A 15,626-nucleotide genomic window follows, 5' to 3' on the forward strand; every position below is an offset into this window, starting at 1 on the left:
GACAGGGCTTGCGGATGCGACCCACGACGTAGCGTGACATTTTGAGGGGATATGTGCGCCCTGTGCGAGGAGGCCGGTGTGTCGGAGCTGACGGTCGAGGAGGCGCGGAGGACCGCGGCCGAGGGGTGGATCTGGGGGTTCGCGCTCCTGGAGAACTACCGGACGATGTACCCGCAGGCGGTCGACTCCGACGACCGCCGCTATGTGGGGGGCTTCGGGCGTTTTCGCCACTACTCGCAGCCATTCACCGCGGCCAACACCGACGTGGTGACACCGAACAACGACACCCCGTACTCGTGGGCCTGGCTGGACCTGCGCACCGAGCCCTACGTGATCTCGGTGCCGGCCGTAGAGCGGTACTACGTCCTGCCGCTGCACGACCTGGACACTTCCTACATCGGCTACATCGGCGCCCGGACGACCGGCTCGCAGGCGGGTGACTACCTGGTCGCCGGGCCCGGCTGGGACGGCGTCGTTCCCGAGGGCATCGCGGGCGTGCTGCGCGCCGACACGTTCCTGGTCGGCATCCTGGGCCGCACCTATCTGGCCGGCCCCGAGGACGTACCGGCCCTGCGGGCGATCCAGGAGCAGTACGTGCTGCGGCCGCTGTCTGAGTTCACCGACACTGGCGCACCCCACCCGGTCGACGAACCAGTGTGGCCGGTCTGGCGGGAGGAGGATCTCGCAACCGTCGAGTTCTTCACCCTTCTCGACTTCCTGCTCCAGTTCTTCCCTGTCCTCGGCAGCGAACGGGAGCTGCGGGACCGGCTCGCCGCACTCGGTGTCACCGGCAGCGGCGCGTTCGAGCCCGCCGCCCTGAAGCCTGAGATCCGCGCCGCCGTCGCGCAAGGCATCTCGGAGGGCCGCGCACATCTGGAGGAGGCGAAGAAGGACGCCGCCGACTCCACTCACTGGTTCGGCACCCGTGCCGAGCACGGCGACGACTACCTGACCCGCGCGGTCGGCGTCGACAAGGGCCTGTACGGACTGCCGGCGGCGGAGGCGTGGTACGCCGGCTGGGCCCAGGACGACCAGGGCAACCGGCCACCGAACGCCTCCACGCACGGCCACGTCATCCGCTTCGCCCCCGGCGCGCTGCCGCCGGCCCGCTACTTCTGGTCGGCCACCATCTACCGGCTGCCCGAACGGCTCCTCGTCGCCAACGAGATCGACCGCTACTCGATCGGTGACCGGACCCCCGGACTGATCCACGACGACGACGGCGGCCTCACCCTCTACGTACGCAAACACCGTCCGGCCGACCCGGATCAGCTGGCGAACTGGCTGCCCGCGCCCGACGGGCCCTTCACCATCGCCATCCGCGTGTACGGCCCCGAGACCTCGGTCCTGGACGGCTCCTGGTCCCTGCCCGCCCTGAGCGTCGACGCCTGACAGGAGTCCGCGATGACCAGCACGACCAGTCCGAGCAGTTCGGCCGGCACCGACAGCCTCGCCGACCTGGCCGCCGACGCGTACGTCTACGGCTACCCCCTCGTCTTCGACGTCTCCATGATCTCCGCGTTCATGCACCAGGGCTTCGGCTCGCTGCCGCCCACTCCCTTCAACCGGTTCGGGCACTCCACCAAACTCGCCACGCCCGACGCCCAGTTCGTGTCGGTCAACAACGACACTGTCTACTCCATCGCCCAGGTAGACCTCTCCGGCGGCCCCGTCCTGCTCCACGTCCCGGACACCGCCGGCGCCTACTATGTCCTGCAGTTCGTGGACGTGTGGAGCAACAACTTCGCTTACCTCGGCAAACGCGCCACCGGCACGGAAGAAGGCGACTGGCTCATCGTCCCGCCCGGCTGGGCCGGCACCGCACCCGACGAGGTGCGCGGGGTGATCGAGGCACCCACCGTCGTCATCTCCCTCGTGGGCCGCAACGCTTGCGACGGGCCCGACGACATGCCCCGTGTCCACGCCCTGCAGCAGCGGCTCACCCTTACCCCGCTCGACGCAGCCGCCCATCGCAGGGGTCTGCCCGCACCGGATCCCGCCGTGCCCGAGGAACTGCGCTTCTACGAGCAACTGCGCCTGTGGATGGCGGACTTCCCACCAGCCGGCCCTGACCAGGACTACCAGGAACGCTTCCAGCCCTTGCGCCTCCTCGAAGAAGGCCCCTCGCCGTACGTGAACACCGACCCCACCCTCGTCAAAGCCCTCACCGATGGGCTCGCGGCCGGCAAAGCGCGGGTCGAGACCGCGTCCAATCCGCCCGCCGCCGACGGACGCCCGCCGGGCGCCTGGGAGACGAACCCGCACCTGTTCGACTACAACCTCGACCATTTCGGCATCGGCACCCTCGACGCGCCGCAGTGGAAGATCGCCGACCGGGATTCGTCCTACCTCGTACGGGCCGCCGCGGCGCGGGCCGCGCTGTGGGGCAACCACGGCTACGAGGCGGTGTACGCGCACACCTTCACCGACTCCGACGGCAACCAGCTGAACGGATCCCGGTCCTACACCCTGCGCTTCGAGCAGCCGCCGCCCGTCGAGTCGTTCTGGTCGGTGACCATGTACGACACCCCCGACTACTACCTCGTCGCCAACCCCGCCGGCCGTTACTCACTCGGCGACCGCACCCCCGGCCTGGTGTACGGCGAGGACGGTTCGCTGACCGTTGCCATCCAACGGGAACGGCCCGACAGCCCGGCCGAGGCCGCGAACTGGCTGCCCGCCCCGGAAGGCGACTTCCGGCCCATGATCCGCCTCTACACGCCCAGGCAGTCCGTCCTCGACGGCACCTACCAGCTGCCGCCCATCGTGGCGACGAGCTGAGGCCGCCGTGGGAGACGCCATCGGGCAGATGCTCGCCTCCGCGGTCGGCATCGCCATCAGCCCCCTGCCGCTGATCGCCGTCATCCTCATACTGGCCACCCCCAAGGGCCGGGGCAATGGCATCGCGTTCACGGCGGGCTGGCTGGTCTCGCTCGGCGTGCTCGTCACGGCCGTCGTACTCGTCGGCTCGGGCGGCGACGCGTCCGGCGACGATGACGGTCCTGCCTCCTGGACGCTGTGGCTCAAGCTGGGCCTGGGCTTGCTGTTCCTGCTCATGGGCGGCAAGCAGTGGAAGGACCGGCCGAGAGAAGGCCACGTGGCCGAGCAGCCGGGCTGGATGAAAGCGATCGACACCTTCACCCCCGGCAAATCGGCCGGACTCGCCGCCGCGCTTGCCGTCGCCAACCCGAAAAACCTCGTCCTGGCGGTCGGTGGCGCCGTCTCCATCGCCGCGAGCACGGCCTCGACAGGCGGAAAGGCAGCCGCCGCCGTCCTCATGGTGCTGATCGCGTCCCTGTGCACGCTGCTACCGCTCGGCCTCTACCTCCTGGGCGGCCGAAAGTCGGCGAAGGTGCTCGGCGAGTGGAAGGCATGGATGGCCGCCCACAACACGGCCATCATGACCACCGTCCTGCTCATCCTCGGCGCCAAGTACGTCGGCGACGCGATCAGCGGGCTGACGGGCTGAGCTCCCTGCCAGCAGGGTCCACCGGGGATCGTGCTGTCCCTGTCCAAGATCCGAGGGCAGGCAGCAGGCCGTAGCCGTGGGCCCGGCTTCCCTCGAAGCGTCAGCGGAGGCGTGGAGTTGGTTGGGGGCGCGTGCCGATACCTGCACACGCCAAAAGTGCCTTCCGCCTGGACCGACAGAACCCTCGACAAGGTTCGCCGTCCCAGCTCAGAAGGCACTTTCGCGTTTCCTGCCTGCTTGCGGCCCCGGCTCAACCGGAATGGTGAGGCCGGGTTGCCCGGTTTAGAAGGCGTGCGTCATCAGCTCCGCGAACAGTGCGTGCTCGTCGACCTCGAGGCCTCGTGAGCGGAACCAGCCGCAGATGTTGGCGCAGTCGCGCTGGAGGAAGGTCATCCCGTTGAGGTTGCCGACCAGGTCGACGATCTGCGGCAGGTCGATGATGACCAGCCGCTCGCCCGCCGCCAGGATGTTGTACGCCGATAGGTCGCCGTGCACGACGCCGTTCTGCACCATCGTTGCGAGGGCATCGGTGAGTTGCTCGAAGTAGACGGCCAGCAGTTCGGGTGAGGGCCGCGTCTGGGCAAGCCGGGGCGCGGTCTCGGTGGCACCGTCCTCGTTGACGACGGTGATCCACTCCATCAGGATCTCGGTGCCGTCGATCTGGACCGGGTAGGGGACCGGCAGCCCGAGTTGCCAGAGCCGCACCAGTGCGCCCCACTCGGATACCGCCCACTCGCCGGCCGCGACCTTCCGGCCGAAGGTGCTCTTGCGCTTGACGGCTCGCTCGTCACGTGAGCGCTTCATCGAGCGGCCCTCGGTGTAGGACGCGGAGCGGTGGAAGGTTCGGTGTTCGGGGGAGCGGTACCGCTTCGCCGCCATGACCACGGCGGCGTCGGGGTCGAGCAGGTCGGCGCGTTCGATGAGGTGGACGTCGGCTTCCTTGCCCGTCTTGAGGACGCCGAGCTCGGTGTCGATCGCGCCCTGCGAGGTCATGACCCAGTCCGGGAGCGGCTCGGGGCCTCGGCAGAGGGGTTCGACGCTGCGCCAGGTCGACCAGCGCTGCCCGTCCTCGAGGTCGTCGTAGTAACGGAAGTCGAAGACGAACCGGTCGTCGACGTCGCTCAGGTCGTGCCGCGGTGGGGCAGAGCGGTAGGCGTCGGTGCTGAAGGCGTCAGGAAATGCCGGGTGCTGAGGGTGCTGCGAGAGATCGTCGAGACTCATTGCTGGAGGTGCTCCATGAAGTGCGAGAGGGGCGGTCTGCGGGCAGGCCGAGGACAGTCGTCATCACGGTTGTGCCTCCTCTCGTGGAGCACCGGGCAGCTCCCGGCGTCTCGCCCATGGTGAGGGGCGGACACCGGGCGCGGCAACCGAATAAGACGATGGCTCAGTTGGCGTGATTGCTCGATGACCGGGCACGATGCACCGGCATGGCAGCCCCAGAGCTTGAGCAGGTCAACGGCATTGCCCTCACCGCTGCGGTGGGTGCACCGGAGGCGACCGTCACGCAGCCGCACGAGCGCATGATCTATTGGGCCAAGTCCTCTTAGGACTCCCTTAGGTTGCTCTGGCTCTTGGCTTTGAGCTGGTGGTGGCACCACAGCGACAGGGGTTCGCCCCTGGTGCGCCTGAACGGCACCGTGCTCCGCCTGCGCAACGTGGGCGTCCCCAGCCTGAGCGTGGTCGAGAGTCGTGGCTGACGAGGGACGACCGTCGCCTGTGGCGTCGTAGCTGAGGCCCGGCGGTTCCGGGCCGTCTGTGCCCGCGCACACAGCCTGTCCCGGCCCGTTGTGCACGGGTCTCGCGATGTTGAAGACTCCTGGACGACGTATCGGGCGGCTGATGACATGACCGCCATGTCAGCCGCATCTGTCGTCCCGCCGCAGGGGCCTGCCCGCACGTGGCCCGCATGCCAGGCCCTCGCCGTCACGGGCGCCGCCACCACGTTCACCGCTCAGGAACGGGATGTCTTAGCAGTTCACGGCACCAAACTGGCAGCGGGGCCTCGCCGGTGAGCTCCACCGATGGGCAGTCCCTCGCCGCGATGGTGTTCCTCGTCTTCGTCGCCGGATCCCTGTTGCTGTGCGGGCTCGCCGCCGCCGACCTGGACGAGCCCGAGCACTTCTACGCGGGTGGCGGCGCCGCCTTCGGCCCGGCCGGCAGTGGGCTCGCGCTCGCCGGCGACTACGTCTCCGCCGCCACCTTGCTCAGCACCACGGGCGCGGTCGCACTCGACGGCGCCGACGGCATTCTCTTCGCGACGGCCACGGTGGTGTCGCTGTGGCTCGTGCTGCGACTCCTGGCCGAACGCCTGCGCAGCGAGGGGGTGTTCACCCTCGGCGACTTCGTCACGGCCCGGCTCGGCGATCCCTCCGCGCGCAGGGCGCTGGGAGTGGCCGCTCTCGTCGTGCTGACCCCGCTGCTTCTCGTGCAGCTGTCGACCGCCGGACGCATCATCGTGGCCATGTTCGGCCTACCCGAAGCAGCCACCTCGGCGTGCACCATCGGGAGCGGCGTCCTGATGATCAGCTACGCCGCGTTCGGCGGCATGCGGGGGACCGGTTACATACAGATCCTCAAGATCGCTGTGGTGCTGATCGCCGTGCTGCTGCTCGCGGGCCTCGTCCTCGCGCGGCACGGCTGGTCGCCCCTGGCCCTGTTCGAGGCCGCGCGCGATAAGTCGGGAGCGGGAAGCGACTACGCCGTTCCCGGACTGCACTTCGGGCCCTCCCTCGTCGGCCGACTCGACCTGCTCAGCTTCGCCGTCACCCTGCTGCTCGGCGCCGCCTGTCTGCCGCACCTCACCATGCGTCTGCATCCGTTGCGCGACGCCCGTACCGCCGGCCGCGCCGTCAAATGGGCCGTGGTCCCGGTGACACTGGTCTGCCTGGGCGTGGCGGTCGCGGGGCTGGGCGCGTGTGCCCTGCTCGGCCGGGACGCGATCCGGGCGGCCGACCCCACCGGATCGACCGCCCTGCTCATGGTGACGGGCGCGCTCGACCCGTCCGCCGTCGGCACCCGGCACAGCATGCTGTTCGCCATCGTCGCCTGCGCGGTCTTCGCGACCACCCTCGCAGCCGTCGCGGGCATCACGCTGGCGGCAGCGGCGGGCTTGGTGAGGGACTTCGTCAACCGACCCGACCGCGACCGCCGCGCGAGCCGTGAGGTCCGCCGTGCCCGGGTGGGAATCGTCCTGTTCGGAGCCGCCGCCGTAATCCTGGCCGTCCTGCTGCGTGATCGCGGCACCCTCACACTGATCTCGCTGTCCCTGACGACAGGCGCGTCCGTTCTCGCCCCGGTCCTGCTGTACACGATGTTTCTGCCCCGTTATACGGCGGCCGGAGTGCGCTGGACCGTGTTCGCGACCCTGCCGCTGATCGTGACCCTCATGACGCTCTCCCCAGCGGTCTCCGGCTCTCCGACGGCTCTGTTCTCCGACCACGACTTCCACCTCTTCCCCCTGCAGACGCCTGGCCTGCTCACGATCCCCGTCGGCTTCCTGCTCGGGCTTCTCGGGAGGTCCCGCACACACCAGGCGCGACCGGCCTGGGGGAGGCGGCAGACGGGGGTGGGTGTGCGCTGAGTGGGGTCGGGTCGCCACCGGAAGGCCGGGGCCCGGCCGTGACGCTCATAGCGCCATGCGGACAGCGCCGGCTCGATCAACTCCCAGCGGGCATCGGACAGATCGCTCGGATACGCACGACGGTCGGACATGACACGGACGTACCGCCGGCCAGGCGCCCGGCCGGTGTGGTCACCCGGGGCTGCGGGGCTCCCTCACGCGCGGACGCACCTCCGTCGCGACCGCCGTGTCGACGGCGGCTACCGCAAAGCACTTCGTCGAGCACGCCGCCACCCTCGGCGTGGGGCGCGTGCGGGTGCGGAAGGTGCGCGAGCTGGAGGGCCGGGAGGTGGCGCAGTCGGAAATCGGCAAGGGGTACGAATACGCCAGGGACCAGGTGGTGGCGATCTCGGATGCGGAGTTGCTGCCGCTGCCGCTGCCGACGGCGAAGGCCATCGAGATCCAGGCGTTCGTGCCGTTGGAGTCGATCGATCCGATCCGTATCGCGGAGGGCTACTACCTGGTGCCGGACGAGGTCCGCGATCCGGCCGCTGGTGCTGGACGGGCAGTACACGCACGACACCGTCGCCGCTGGCAGACTGCCGTAGCTGCTGGTTCTCGTTCGTCGAACCGGGCCGCGTACTCCTCCAACGGCCCCGGCGTGGGCGGACACGGACGACGAGCAGTCATCGACAGCCCGCCAGCAAGCAAGTCGACTGGGCGCAGGCTCGACTCGTCAACAGCGCTGCCATTGCCTCGATCGCCGGCCCCAGCTTCACGCGGACTGCACGCTGCAGGCGGCGCTGGGCCTACTCAGCGCGTCCGAACCGTGGCACCAGCCACGCTATTCCAGCCTTGCCAGCGAAGCCAACGCGCAGTGCAGGGAAGGGCGTTGAGGTCCGGACTGTGTCCAAAGGCGGTCGGCTTGCGGCAAGATGGCACTGCATTGACAAGGTCGAAGTCGGGTTACCCGCGACCTTCCATGGAAAGATCTTGAGCGCATCGCAGTGAGTCGGAGGGGGCTACTCATGAGCGGTACATCACAGTCGCGTCATGACAGGACGGAGCCGGGGCCGCCGCCCGAGCGCGGCTTCGATCGCTTCAGCGACGATCCGCCTGATCCCCTCGCCTCGCTGCTGGCCAAAGTCAACGACGGGGAACACATAGCGACTCCTGGAGACAACGCGGGTGGCGAAGACCGCGACCCTCATGACGAGGAATGGCGGGAACATGATCGCCACGGCCCGTACGCGCAGGGGCGTCGCCGGAGGAACTAAGCCAGAGGGCCGGACCGCTGATGCGGTCCGGCCCTCTGGGCTGCGGAGGATACGAGATTCGAACGTGTGAGGGGTTGCCCTCAACACGCTTTCCAACTGGGGTGGTGGGTTGTGTGCCGGGGCGTTCACCTGCGTCCCGGATATGCAGCCTGCGGAAGTCCTGGACCAGTCCGAGGGGTACGGATGCATCGCCCACTTGGCGCGATGGCCAGCCTCGCCATGCTCCCTGAGTACAGTGTCGGCGGCGTTCCGAACACCCGATCACTGCGATGGCGAGAGGAACCACGAAAGCCGTCACGGCGGCACATCGTGGCTGCTCAATCAATTCAAGGGAACACCGCGTCGTGCGGCCTGACAGCAGGACCAACGGCATCACACCTCGTCAATCAACCGCGAATACATGAACATGTCCCAGCGTTCGTGCCCCACCTGTTGCCATCCACGCAGCACCGAGCGTGACCCGCGCGGAGCAACCTCAGCGCTGGTTCATCAATGAGGACAGAGGATGTCGGGTTTACGGCCGACGATGGACGTATGCGCGAAACCCCAGAAGAACTCGACAAGCTCCAGTCCCTCCTCGACTCCTCCCTCTCCGGGGCGACCACACACCTCCGCTCGATCGGCGAGGGCCGCACCATCACGGCGGCGCAGCTCACCGGGGTCCTCACCGGCATGTGCACGCTCTCCCTCTCCACGGTGACCGCAAAGGGCGAACCGCGGATCAGCGGCGCCGACGGGCACTTCCTGCACGGCCGGTGGCACTTCGGCACGGCGCGCAACGCCGCCAAGGCTCGTCATCTCGCGGCCCGTCCGGCCGCCAGCGTCGCGCACATGCGCGGCGAGGACCTTGGCGTGTTCACCCACGGCACGGTGGAGGAGATGAACCCCGAGGACGCCGAGACCACGGCCGACTGGCAGGAACTCCTCGCCTACTTGAAGGACTTCTACGGCGACGACGCCTTCGACTGGAACCGCGAGGTCGTCTACTACCGGCTGAACCCGCACTGGATGACCGTCTACGCCCCCGACCTCGACAAGCTCACCGGCACGTGACGCCGGCCCCGTCGACAAGGGCCTGCACCCTCGCTGGCCTGGGCAGCCTCCAGATCGGCTGTGCCGAACGATGACGATACCGGGATCCCGCGGCCCGTCAGGAGCGCCTTGGCCTGGGGATGCAGATCAGTGTGGCCCGGCAGTGGCTGGCTGGTCTCTGGCGACTGCAGCCCCGTGTGCAGCCTTGTCTCAACCCGTTCACCAAGGGTTGCGGTGGATGGGAGGAGATAGCGTGCGCAAGTACCGCCGTGCGGAGGGTTGACGGCGAGGGCGACGAAGCAGATGGCCCCGCCGGACGTACGGCGGGGCCATCGGCGCTTCCTGACCTGCTACGGGCTGGTGCGGTAGGCGCGGTGGATGGTCTGGGTCAGGGTGTTGCCGTCGGCGTCGGTGAGGGTGACGCGAAGGGAGACGGGGCCGGGCTTGGCGGGGCTGTGCAGCTTGAGTAGCTTGCCGTTCACGGCGGTGGTCTTCTTCCAGGTCCTGCCGTCGTCGTAGGAGACGGTGAAGGCCAGCTTGCGCAGCGTGCCGACCTTGGTGGCCGCGCCCTGGAGGCTGAAGGGCACGGTGAGGGTCGTACCGGCCTTGGCGGTACTGGCCGTCGACAGCTTGGGCGTGTAGCGGACGACGGTCAGCGGGAGCCGCTCGGGGGTGTCACCGGGGACGTGGGCCGAAGTGAAGGTCCAGGTGGCGGTCGTACGGGTGCTGACCGCGGACTGTGCCGGAGCGCGCGAGACGTCCACGGCGAGCTTGTAGGTGCGCTTGCCCGCGGGAACCGTGTACGCGTCGCCGTTGAGCGCGTCGTTCACGGCGAAGATCTTCTTGCCGTCGGCGTGGAGCGAGCTTCTGGCCTTGGTGTGGTCGGAGGAGCCCAGGTTGCCGACGCCGTCGGAGAACAGGGGGAGGTACGCCGTGAAGGTGTCGCCGACGCGTACCGCTTCGGGCCGGTCGAGGACGGTCGCGAGGGGGCCCGAGGGGAGGGTCGGGCCGAAGACGCCGATGTTGAAGCGCTGGGTGTGGTCCTTGCCCGCCGCGTACGCCCTGGGGACGCCGGCCTGCGTGCTCTCCCACGTCGGCTCGCCCTCGGCGTCGGGGGCGCCGTACTGGCTGGCCTGGTAGAACCACTTGATTCCGTTGGGCAGCACGTAGTCGGTGCCGGTCAGCGGCAGACGGCCCGCGGTCGTGTGCTGGTTGTAGAAGCCGCCGTACATCAGCGGTGCGGCGGCGATGGTCGTGGTCTTGCCCTTGACGGGCGCACCGACGACGACCTTGACCTTGGTGAGCTGGGCGCGCTTGACGTGCTTGGTGAAGCCGGACAGGTCACCCGTACGGTTCCAGGCCAGCCGGTAGTTGACGGCCTTGTGGGTCCAGATGCCGTGGTACATCGCGGACACCTCGGCGGCCGGCGCCGGGGCACCTAGCTGTCCGACGCGGAGGCTGCCGAAGGAGCGGACGTCGTACACAGAGGTATACGGCTTGTCGTTGACGTCGACGTGGAAGAAGAACATCGCGCCCGCGGGCTTGGCCGCGCCGTCCGGCACGGTGATCTTGACGGGCTTCGTCTTCCGGGCGTCCATGACCAGGGTCGTGTCCTTGGTCAGCGCGAACTTCGGGTGCAGCAGCACGGACCCTCCGGCGCCGGCGGTGCGGAGCACGCCTTCCAGGGCGTAACGCCCCTTCGGCAGACGGATGGTGACCTCGCCGTCCTTCTCGTCGGAGGCCTCCGTCCAGACGTCGTTGTCCAGGCCGTAGATACTCGTCGAGGCGTCGCCGAGGGCCTTGCCCTTGAGGTCGAGGTGCTTGATGGTCAGGTCGTACGACTCGACCTCGCGGACCACGCCCAGGGAGGTGCGCGCGGTCGTCGTGCCGTCGGCGGTGGTGGCGGTCAGCGAGCCTCCGAAACTGCCTTCGGCCGTTCCCACGCGGGTGTCGGTGGTCACGGTGGCGCTCGCCTCACCGCCCGCCGGGACGGTGAGCTGCTGCGGGGAGACCGTGAACAGGCCCTCGGCCGCGGGCTTTCCGTCGTTGCCGTAGGCCTCGGTGGCCAGGTCGAGGGTGACCGGCTCGGTGCCCGCGTTGCGGTAGGTGACGTCCTTGGTGACCGGCTGGTCGTCGGTGTGGGGGTACGCCTGTGTCCCGAAGCCCAGCGCGGTCGGACTGCTGGTGAGCTGCTGGGTGATCGCCCTGGCGACGTCCACCCGGCCGGTGCCCTGGATGTATGCGGAGGTGACGTCGGTCGGCTTCGCGGAGGCGGTGAGGGCGGCCTTGATCTGTGGGCCGGTCCAATCCGGGTGCTGCTGCGCCAGGATCGCCGCGGCGCCCGCCACATGGGGGGTCGCCATCGACGTACCGCTCATGGAGACATAGCCATCGGCGGCGGGGTCGCCCATGAAGCCCTCAGCGGCCTTGGCGGCGACGATGTCCACGCCCGGCGCGGTGACGTCGGGCTTGAGGAAGCCGTCGGCCGTGGGGCCGCGGCTGGAGAACTCGGCGATGGCGTCCTTGCGGTCGACCGCGCCGACGGTGAGCGCGGCGGCCGCGCTGCCGGGGGTGCCGATGGTGCCCTCTCCCGGGCCCTCGTTGCCGGCGGCTATGACGAACAGGGCGCCTGAACTGGCCGACAGGTCGTTGACGGCCTGCTCGACGGGGTCGATGCCGAGGGTGTCGGTGCCGCCCAGGCTCATGTTGACGACCTTGGCGCCCTGCGCGACGGCCCACTGCATGCCGGCGATGACGCCGGAGTCGTCGCCCGAGCCTTCGTCGTCGAGCACCTTGCCGACCAGGAGCCGGGCGCCGGGGGCGACGCCCGCGTACTTCGCGCCTGCGGGGGACGCGGTCCCGGAGCCCGCGATCGTCGAGGCCACGTGGGTGCCGTGGCCCGCGCGGTCGACGGTGTCCGCGGCGGCGGAGAAGTTCTTCACCGCGTCGATACGGTCCTTGAGGTCCGGGTGGGTGGCGTCGATGCCGGTGTCGAGGACGGCGACCTTGACGCCCTTGCCGTCGAATCCCGCCGTGTGCGCCGCGGGCGCGCCGATCTGCGGCACGCTCTTGTCCAGGGTCGCCCTGACCTTGCCGTCCAGCCAGATCCTCTTGACCTTCGCGGAGCCGGTCGCGCTGGTGAGGGTCTCCCACAGTGCGGAGCCCTCGGACTTACGGGCGCGTACGGCGTCACCGTTGATGCTCGGCAGATCCCGCCGGACGGTCGCGCCCGCGCCGCGGAACGTGCTCGCCGACAGGGACGTGCCCTTGTCGTAGGTGACGATCAGCGGCAGGTCGGAGCGGCGGGCGTCGTCGTAGCGCGAACTCACCAGTCGCGTCACGTCGAACAGCCGCCGGTCGGCGGTCCCGTTCGCGATCAGCGGTTCGGCGTCACGCGGCAGGACGTACGCGTGGCCCTCGGCCTGCTGGACGCGGAAGGCCATCTCCTCGCGGCCCTCGGCGGCCACCACGCCGGTGACCCTGCCCGTGGCGTCGAGGGTCACCTTGTCGCCGGTGACGAGGGTGACGGTCCTCGCCGGGGCGCCGGCCGGGGGCGCCGGCCGGGCGGCCTCGGCACTGTCGGATGTGCTCATCAGCAGTCCGGCGCCGAGCGCCGCCGCCAGGGCGGCCGCCAACGGGACGGTGGTGACCACGCGTTTCCTGCGCTTGTGCGACTTCAACTTGGGCCTTTCAATATGGTTCATGGCGATGTGCCCGCCGGCTCGGGGCAGCATCAGGGCGCGGCCGAGCGACGCTGTGGCCGCTCGGCCGCGTAGAGGGCGGAAGACCGCCGGAGGATCGGGTCGGACGAGGCGCCTGGCCGGACGGTCAGACGAGGCGCTTGCGACCCCAGAGGATGACGAACGCGGCGATGCCGGCGGTCAGGGCCAGCAGGATCGAGGCGCCGAGCCACTGCATGGACGACATCTGGGAGATCGGGAGGTAGTCGACCGACCAACCGACGACCTGCGCCTGGTCCAGGCAGGCCTCGCGGGCCTTCTCCGTCGGCTCGGCACAGCTGCCCCAGCCGATGAGGTCGCCGGAGGCGGTGAGGTAGAACTCGTCCAGCTGGTGGGCGCCCTCGGGCATGTTCGGCGCGGAGTCGTTCCCGACACCGTTGTGGGTGGTGAGGGTGATGACGTTCCCGAGGGACAGCCGGAAATACGACCAGACCACCTGCAGCGCGACGGCGAAGCCCAGGGTGACGACCATGGACAGCAGGGTCCTGCGCAGCAGCATGCCGATCGCCACGCCACCGACGACGGTGAGCAGGGTGAGCGCCACGGGCACGGGTCCGGTGTTGTCGAAGGCGGGACCGTCGGCCCAACTCATGAAGTACGACGACGACTTGATGGGCGACCACCACCAGGTGAACGCGGCGGACAGCGCCATGGTGCACACCACGACCACGAGCGCGGTCACCCCGAGCTTGGTGGCGATCCAGCGAACGCGACTGACGGACTGCGCGGTGACCAGCTTGGCGGTGCCGGTCTCCAGGTCACCGGCGAGCAGGGGCGCACCGACGAAGACACCGATCAGGACGGGGACGAACCCGAGCACCATGGCGGCCATGTTGAGCGGATCCTGGTCGTATTTGGTTTCCCAGCCGGACTTGAGGTCGGGGTAGCCGTACCCCTCGAGATACGTGATCATTTGCTGGCGTTGGTAGACGATCACCGCCACGGTGATCGCGGTGGCGGCCAGCAGCGTCCAGTAGGCGGCGCGGTGCTGACGCCAGACGAGCCAGTTCATGCCGCTGAGCCGGAGGCCGCGGCCACGACCGGTTCCGCCGCGGGCCGAGTCTGAGAGGGTGCTGCCGGCGCCGCCGGCGCTGGTCATCGTGCTCATGCCGCCACCGCCTGCGGCGCGACGTAGGAACTGGGGCTGATCAGCGGCGGGGCTTCGGGCGAGCGTAGATAGGCGAGCAGGAGCTCCTCCAGGTTCGGGGTGCTCGCCTCCCACGGGCCGCCGGTGACCGGCCCGTCGGGGCGTATCAGTGAGGTGAACTGCCGTCCGCTGGTGCGGGTCTCGACCACGGTGTGGTACGCCAGCTCCGGGGGCGTCCGCCCGTCGGACTGGACCCCGGTCAGCACGGCGTGAGAGGTGCGGAGTTCGTCGACCTCACCGGCCAGGCGCAGCCCGCCGCCCGCGATGACCAGCAGGTAGTCGCAGGTGTTCTCCAGCTCGGCGAGCATGTGGGTGGACATCAGCACGGTGGTGCCGCGTTCGGCGGCCTCGGCCAGCAGGGTGCCCATCAGCTCGTGGCGGACCAGCGGATCGAGGTCGGACATCGGCTCGTCGAGGAGCAGCAGGTCGGGACGCTTGCCGAAGGAGACGGCGAAGGCCACCCGGGTGCGCTGGCCGCCGGAGAGTGTGCCGATCTTCGCATCGAAGGGCACGTTGCCCGCGCGGACGATGTTCTCGGCGGCCCGCTGGTCCCAGCCAGGGTTGAGCTCGCGGCCCATTCTCAAGGTCTCGGCTACGGTGAATCGCCGGAAGAGGGGCTTCTCCTGAGCGAGGAACGCGGTACGCCGAGTGGCCTCCGCGGACTCCGGGGCCGCGCCGAACACGCGCAGGGTGCCGGTGGTCGGCTCCAGCAGGTTGGCGGCGATGGCCATCAGCGTGGTCTTACCGGCCCCGTTGGGACCCACCAGACCACAGATCCGCCCGGCCGGCAGCCGGAAGGAGCAGTCCCGCAGCGCCCAGCCCCGGCGGTACTTCCGGCCTACCCCGCGGGCTTCTATCGCGGACGTGTCCGCCGGCCCCCCGTAGCCCGTTTCGTAGCTCGTCATGCGTGTCCCCTTGTCCCCGTCGTTCCTGTGATTCCTGTGGTTCCTGCTGGTCCTGCAGGTCCTGTTGCTGGTCTCGCTGATGGCTCGGCGGCGGGCCTGGTCCCGGCGTACCGCTCCTCCATCACCGACGTGACCAGAGCGGTCACGTCGTCCTGCTCAAGACCCGCCTCGCGGGCCCGGTCCATCCAGCCCTCCAGCTCCCCGCGCAGCGGCGAATCCGCCGCCGCCTGCGGACGAGCCAGCGACTGACGCACGAAGGTCCCCAGTCCCGGCCGCGCTTCGACCAGGCCCTCGCGCTCCAGTTCGCGGTACGCCTTGAGCGTGGTGTTGGGGTTGACGGCGGAGGTCTCGGCGACCGCCTTGGCCGTCGGCAACTGGTCCCCGGGCACGAGTACGCCAAGCCGCAGCGCCTGCTTGGTCTGCTGAACGATCTGCTGGTAGGCGGCGACTCCGCTCCGCCTGTCGATGCGGAACTCCAACCCCTTCACCACCATTCC

General features: G+C 69.4%; 11 protein-coding genes and 1 pseudogene. 6 read left to right on the plus strand and 6 right to left on the minus strand.

Annotated features, from left to right (window positions below; all coding sequences use genetic code 11):
• The first annotated feature begins 78 nt into the window (after positions 1-78).
• The 3 genes from ACIOHP_RS45510 to ACIOHP_RS45520 are packed head-to-tail and all read left to right on the plus strand — an operon-like array spanning position 79 to position 3,469.
• Positions 79-1,392: a DUF1254 domain-containing protein gene (locus ACIOHP_RS45510; RefSeq protein ID WP_401897058.1), complete on the plus strand. Its 1,314-nt coding sequence runs from the start codon at positions 79-81 to the stop codon at positions 1,390-1,392.
• Positions 1,393-1,404: 12 nt separating this feature from the next.
• Positions 1,405-2,781, plus strand: coding sequence for a DUF1254 domain-containing protein (locus ACIOHP_RS45515; protein ID WP_401897060.1), 1,377 nt, complete (start codon positions 1,405-1,407; stop codon positions 2,779-2,781).
• 7 nt (positions 2,782-2,788) lie between these two features.
• A complete protein-coding gene (locus tag ACIOHP_RS45520; RefSeq protein ID WP_401897063.1) occupies positions 2,789-3,469 on the plus strand; it encodes a GAP family protein in 681 nt (226 codons plus the stop codon).
• Between the two features lie 282 nt (positions 3,470-3,751).
• Here the strand turns inward: ACIOHP_RS45520 and ACIOHP_RS45525 are convergent, their stop codons facing one another.
• On the minus strand, positions 3,752-4,690 hold the full coding sequence (locus ACIOHP_RS45525) for a serine protein kinase RIO (protein WP_401897066.1): 939 nt from the start codon (positions 4,688-4,690) through the stop codon (positions 3,752-3,754).
• Between the two features lie 787 nt (positions 4,691-5,477).
• On the opposite strand from ACIOHP_RS45525, the gene ACIOHP_RS45530 reads away from it, so the two are divergent.
• On the plus strand, positions 5,478-7,049 hold the full coding sequence (locus tag ACIOHP_RS45530) for a cation acetate symporter (protein ID WP_401897068.1): 1,572 nt from the start codon (positions 5,478-5,480) through the stop codon (positions 7,047-7,049).
• 26 nt (positions 7,050-7,075) lie between these two features.
• On the opposite strand, the pseudogene ACIOHP_RS45535 reads toward ACIOHP_RS45530, so the two are convergent.
• Positions 7,076-7,180: pseudogene (locus ACIOHP_RS45535) on the minus strand (IS5/IS1182 family transposase); the annotation flags it as partial.
• Positions 7,181-7,275: 95 nt separating this feature from the next.
• Here ACIOHP_RS45535 and ACIOHP_RS45540 point away from each other — a divergent pair.
• Together ACIOHP_RS45540 and ACIOHP_RS45545 are read left to right on the plus strand one after the other, a co-directional pair.
• Positions 7,276-8,025 (plus strand): Ku protein, encoded by a 750-nt coding sequence (locus ACIOHP_RS45540; protein ID WP_401897071.1) that lies wholly within the window; start codon positions 7,276-7,278, stop codon positions 8,023-8,025.
• A gap of 814 nt (positions 8,026-8,839) precedes the next feature.
• Positions 8,840-9,358 (plus strand): pyridoxamine 5'-phosphate oxidase family protein, encoded by a 519-nt coding sequence (locus ACIOHP_RS45545; protein ID WP_401897073.1) that lies wholly within the window; start codon positions 8,840-8,842, stop codon positions 9,356-9,358.
• 329 nt (positions 9,359-9,687) lie between these two features.
• Here the strand turns inward: ACIOHP_RS45545 and ACIOHP_RS45550 are convergent, their stop codons facing one another.
• From ACIOHP_RS45550 to ACIOHP_RS45565, 4 genes are all read right to left on the minus strand, one after another.
• Entirely contained in the window at positions 9,688-13,071 is a 3,384-nt protein-coding gene (locus ACIOHP_RS45550) for a S8 family peptidase (RefSeq protein ID WP_401897075.1), read from the minus strand.
• A 94-nt stretch (positions 13,072-13,165) separates the two neighbouring features.
• Positions 13,166-14,185 carry an ABC transporter permease subunit gene (locus tag ACIOHP_RS45555; RefSeq protein WP_401897077.1) on the minus strand — a complete coding sequence of 340 codons (1,020 nt, stop codon included), beginning with the start codon at positions 14,183-14,185 and terminating at the stop codon, positions 13,166-13,168.
• Entirely contained in the window at positions 14,182-15,129 is a 948-nt protein-coding gene (locus tag ACIOHP_RS45560; protein ID WP_401897080.1) for an ABC transporter ATP-binding protein, read from the minus strand. The genes ACIOHP_RS45555 and ACIOHP_RS45560 overlap by 4 nt, the downstream gene beginning before the upstream one ends.
• Positions 15,126-15,623, minus strand: coding sequence for a GntR family transcriptional regulator (locus tag ACIOHP_RS45565; protein ID WP_401897081.1), 498 nt, complete (start codon positions 15,621-15,623; stop codon positions 15,126-15,128). The genes ACIOHP_RS45560 and ACIOHP_RS45565 overlap by 4 nt, the downstream gene beginning before the upstream one ends.
• Between the last annotated feature and the right edge of the window lie 3 nt (positions 15,624-15,626).

It is taken from the genome of Streptomyces sp. NPDC087859, assembly GCF_044742595.1.
In the GTDB taxonomy this organism is placed as follows: Bacteria; Actinomycetota; Actinomycetes; order Streptomycetales; family Streptomycetaceae; genus Streptomyces; species Streptomyces canus_F.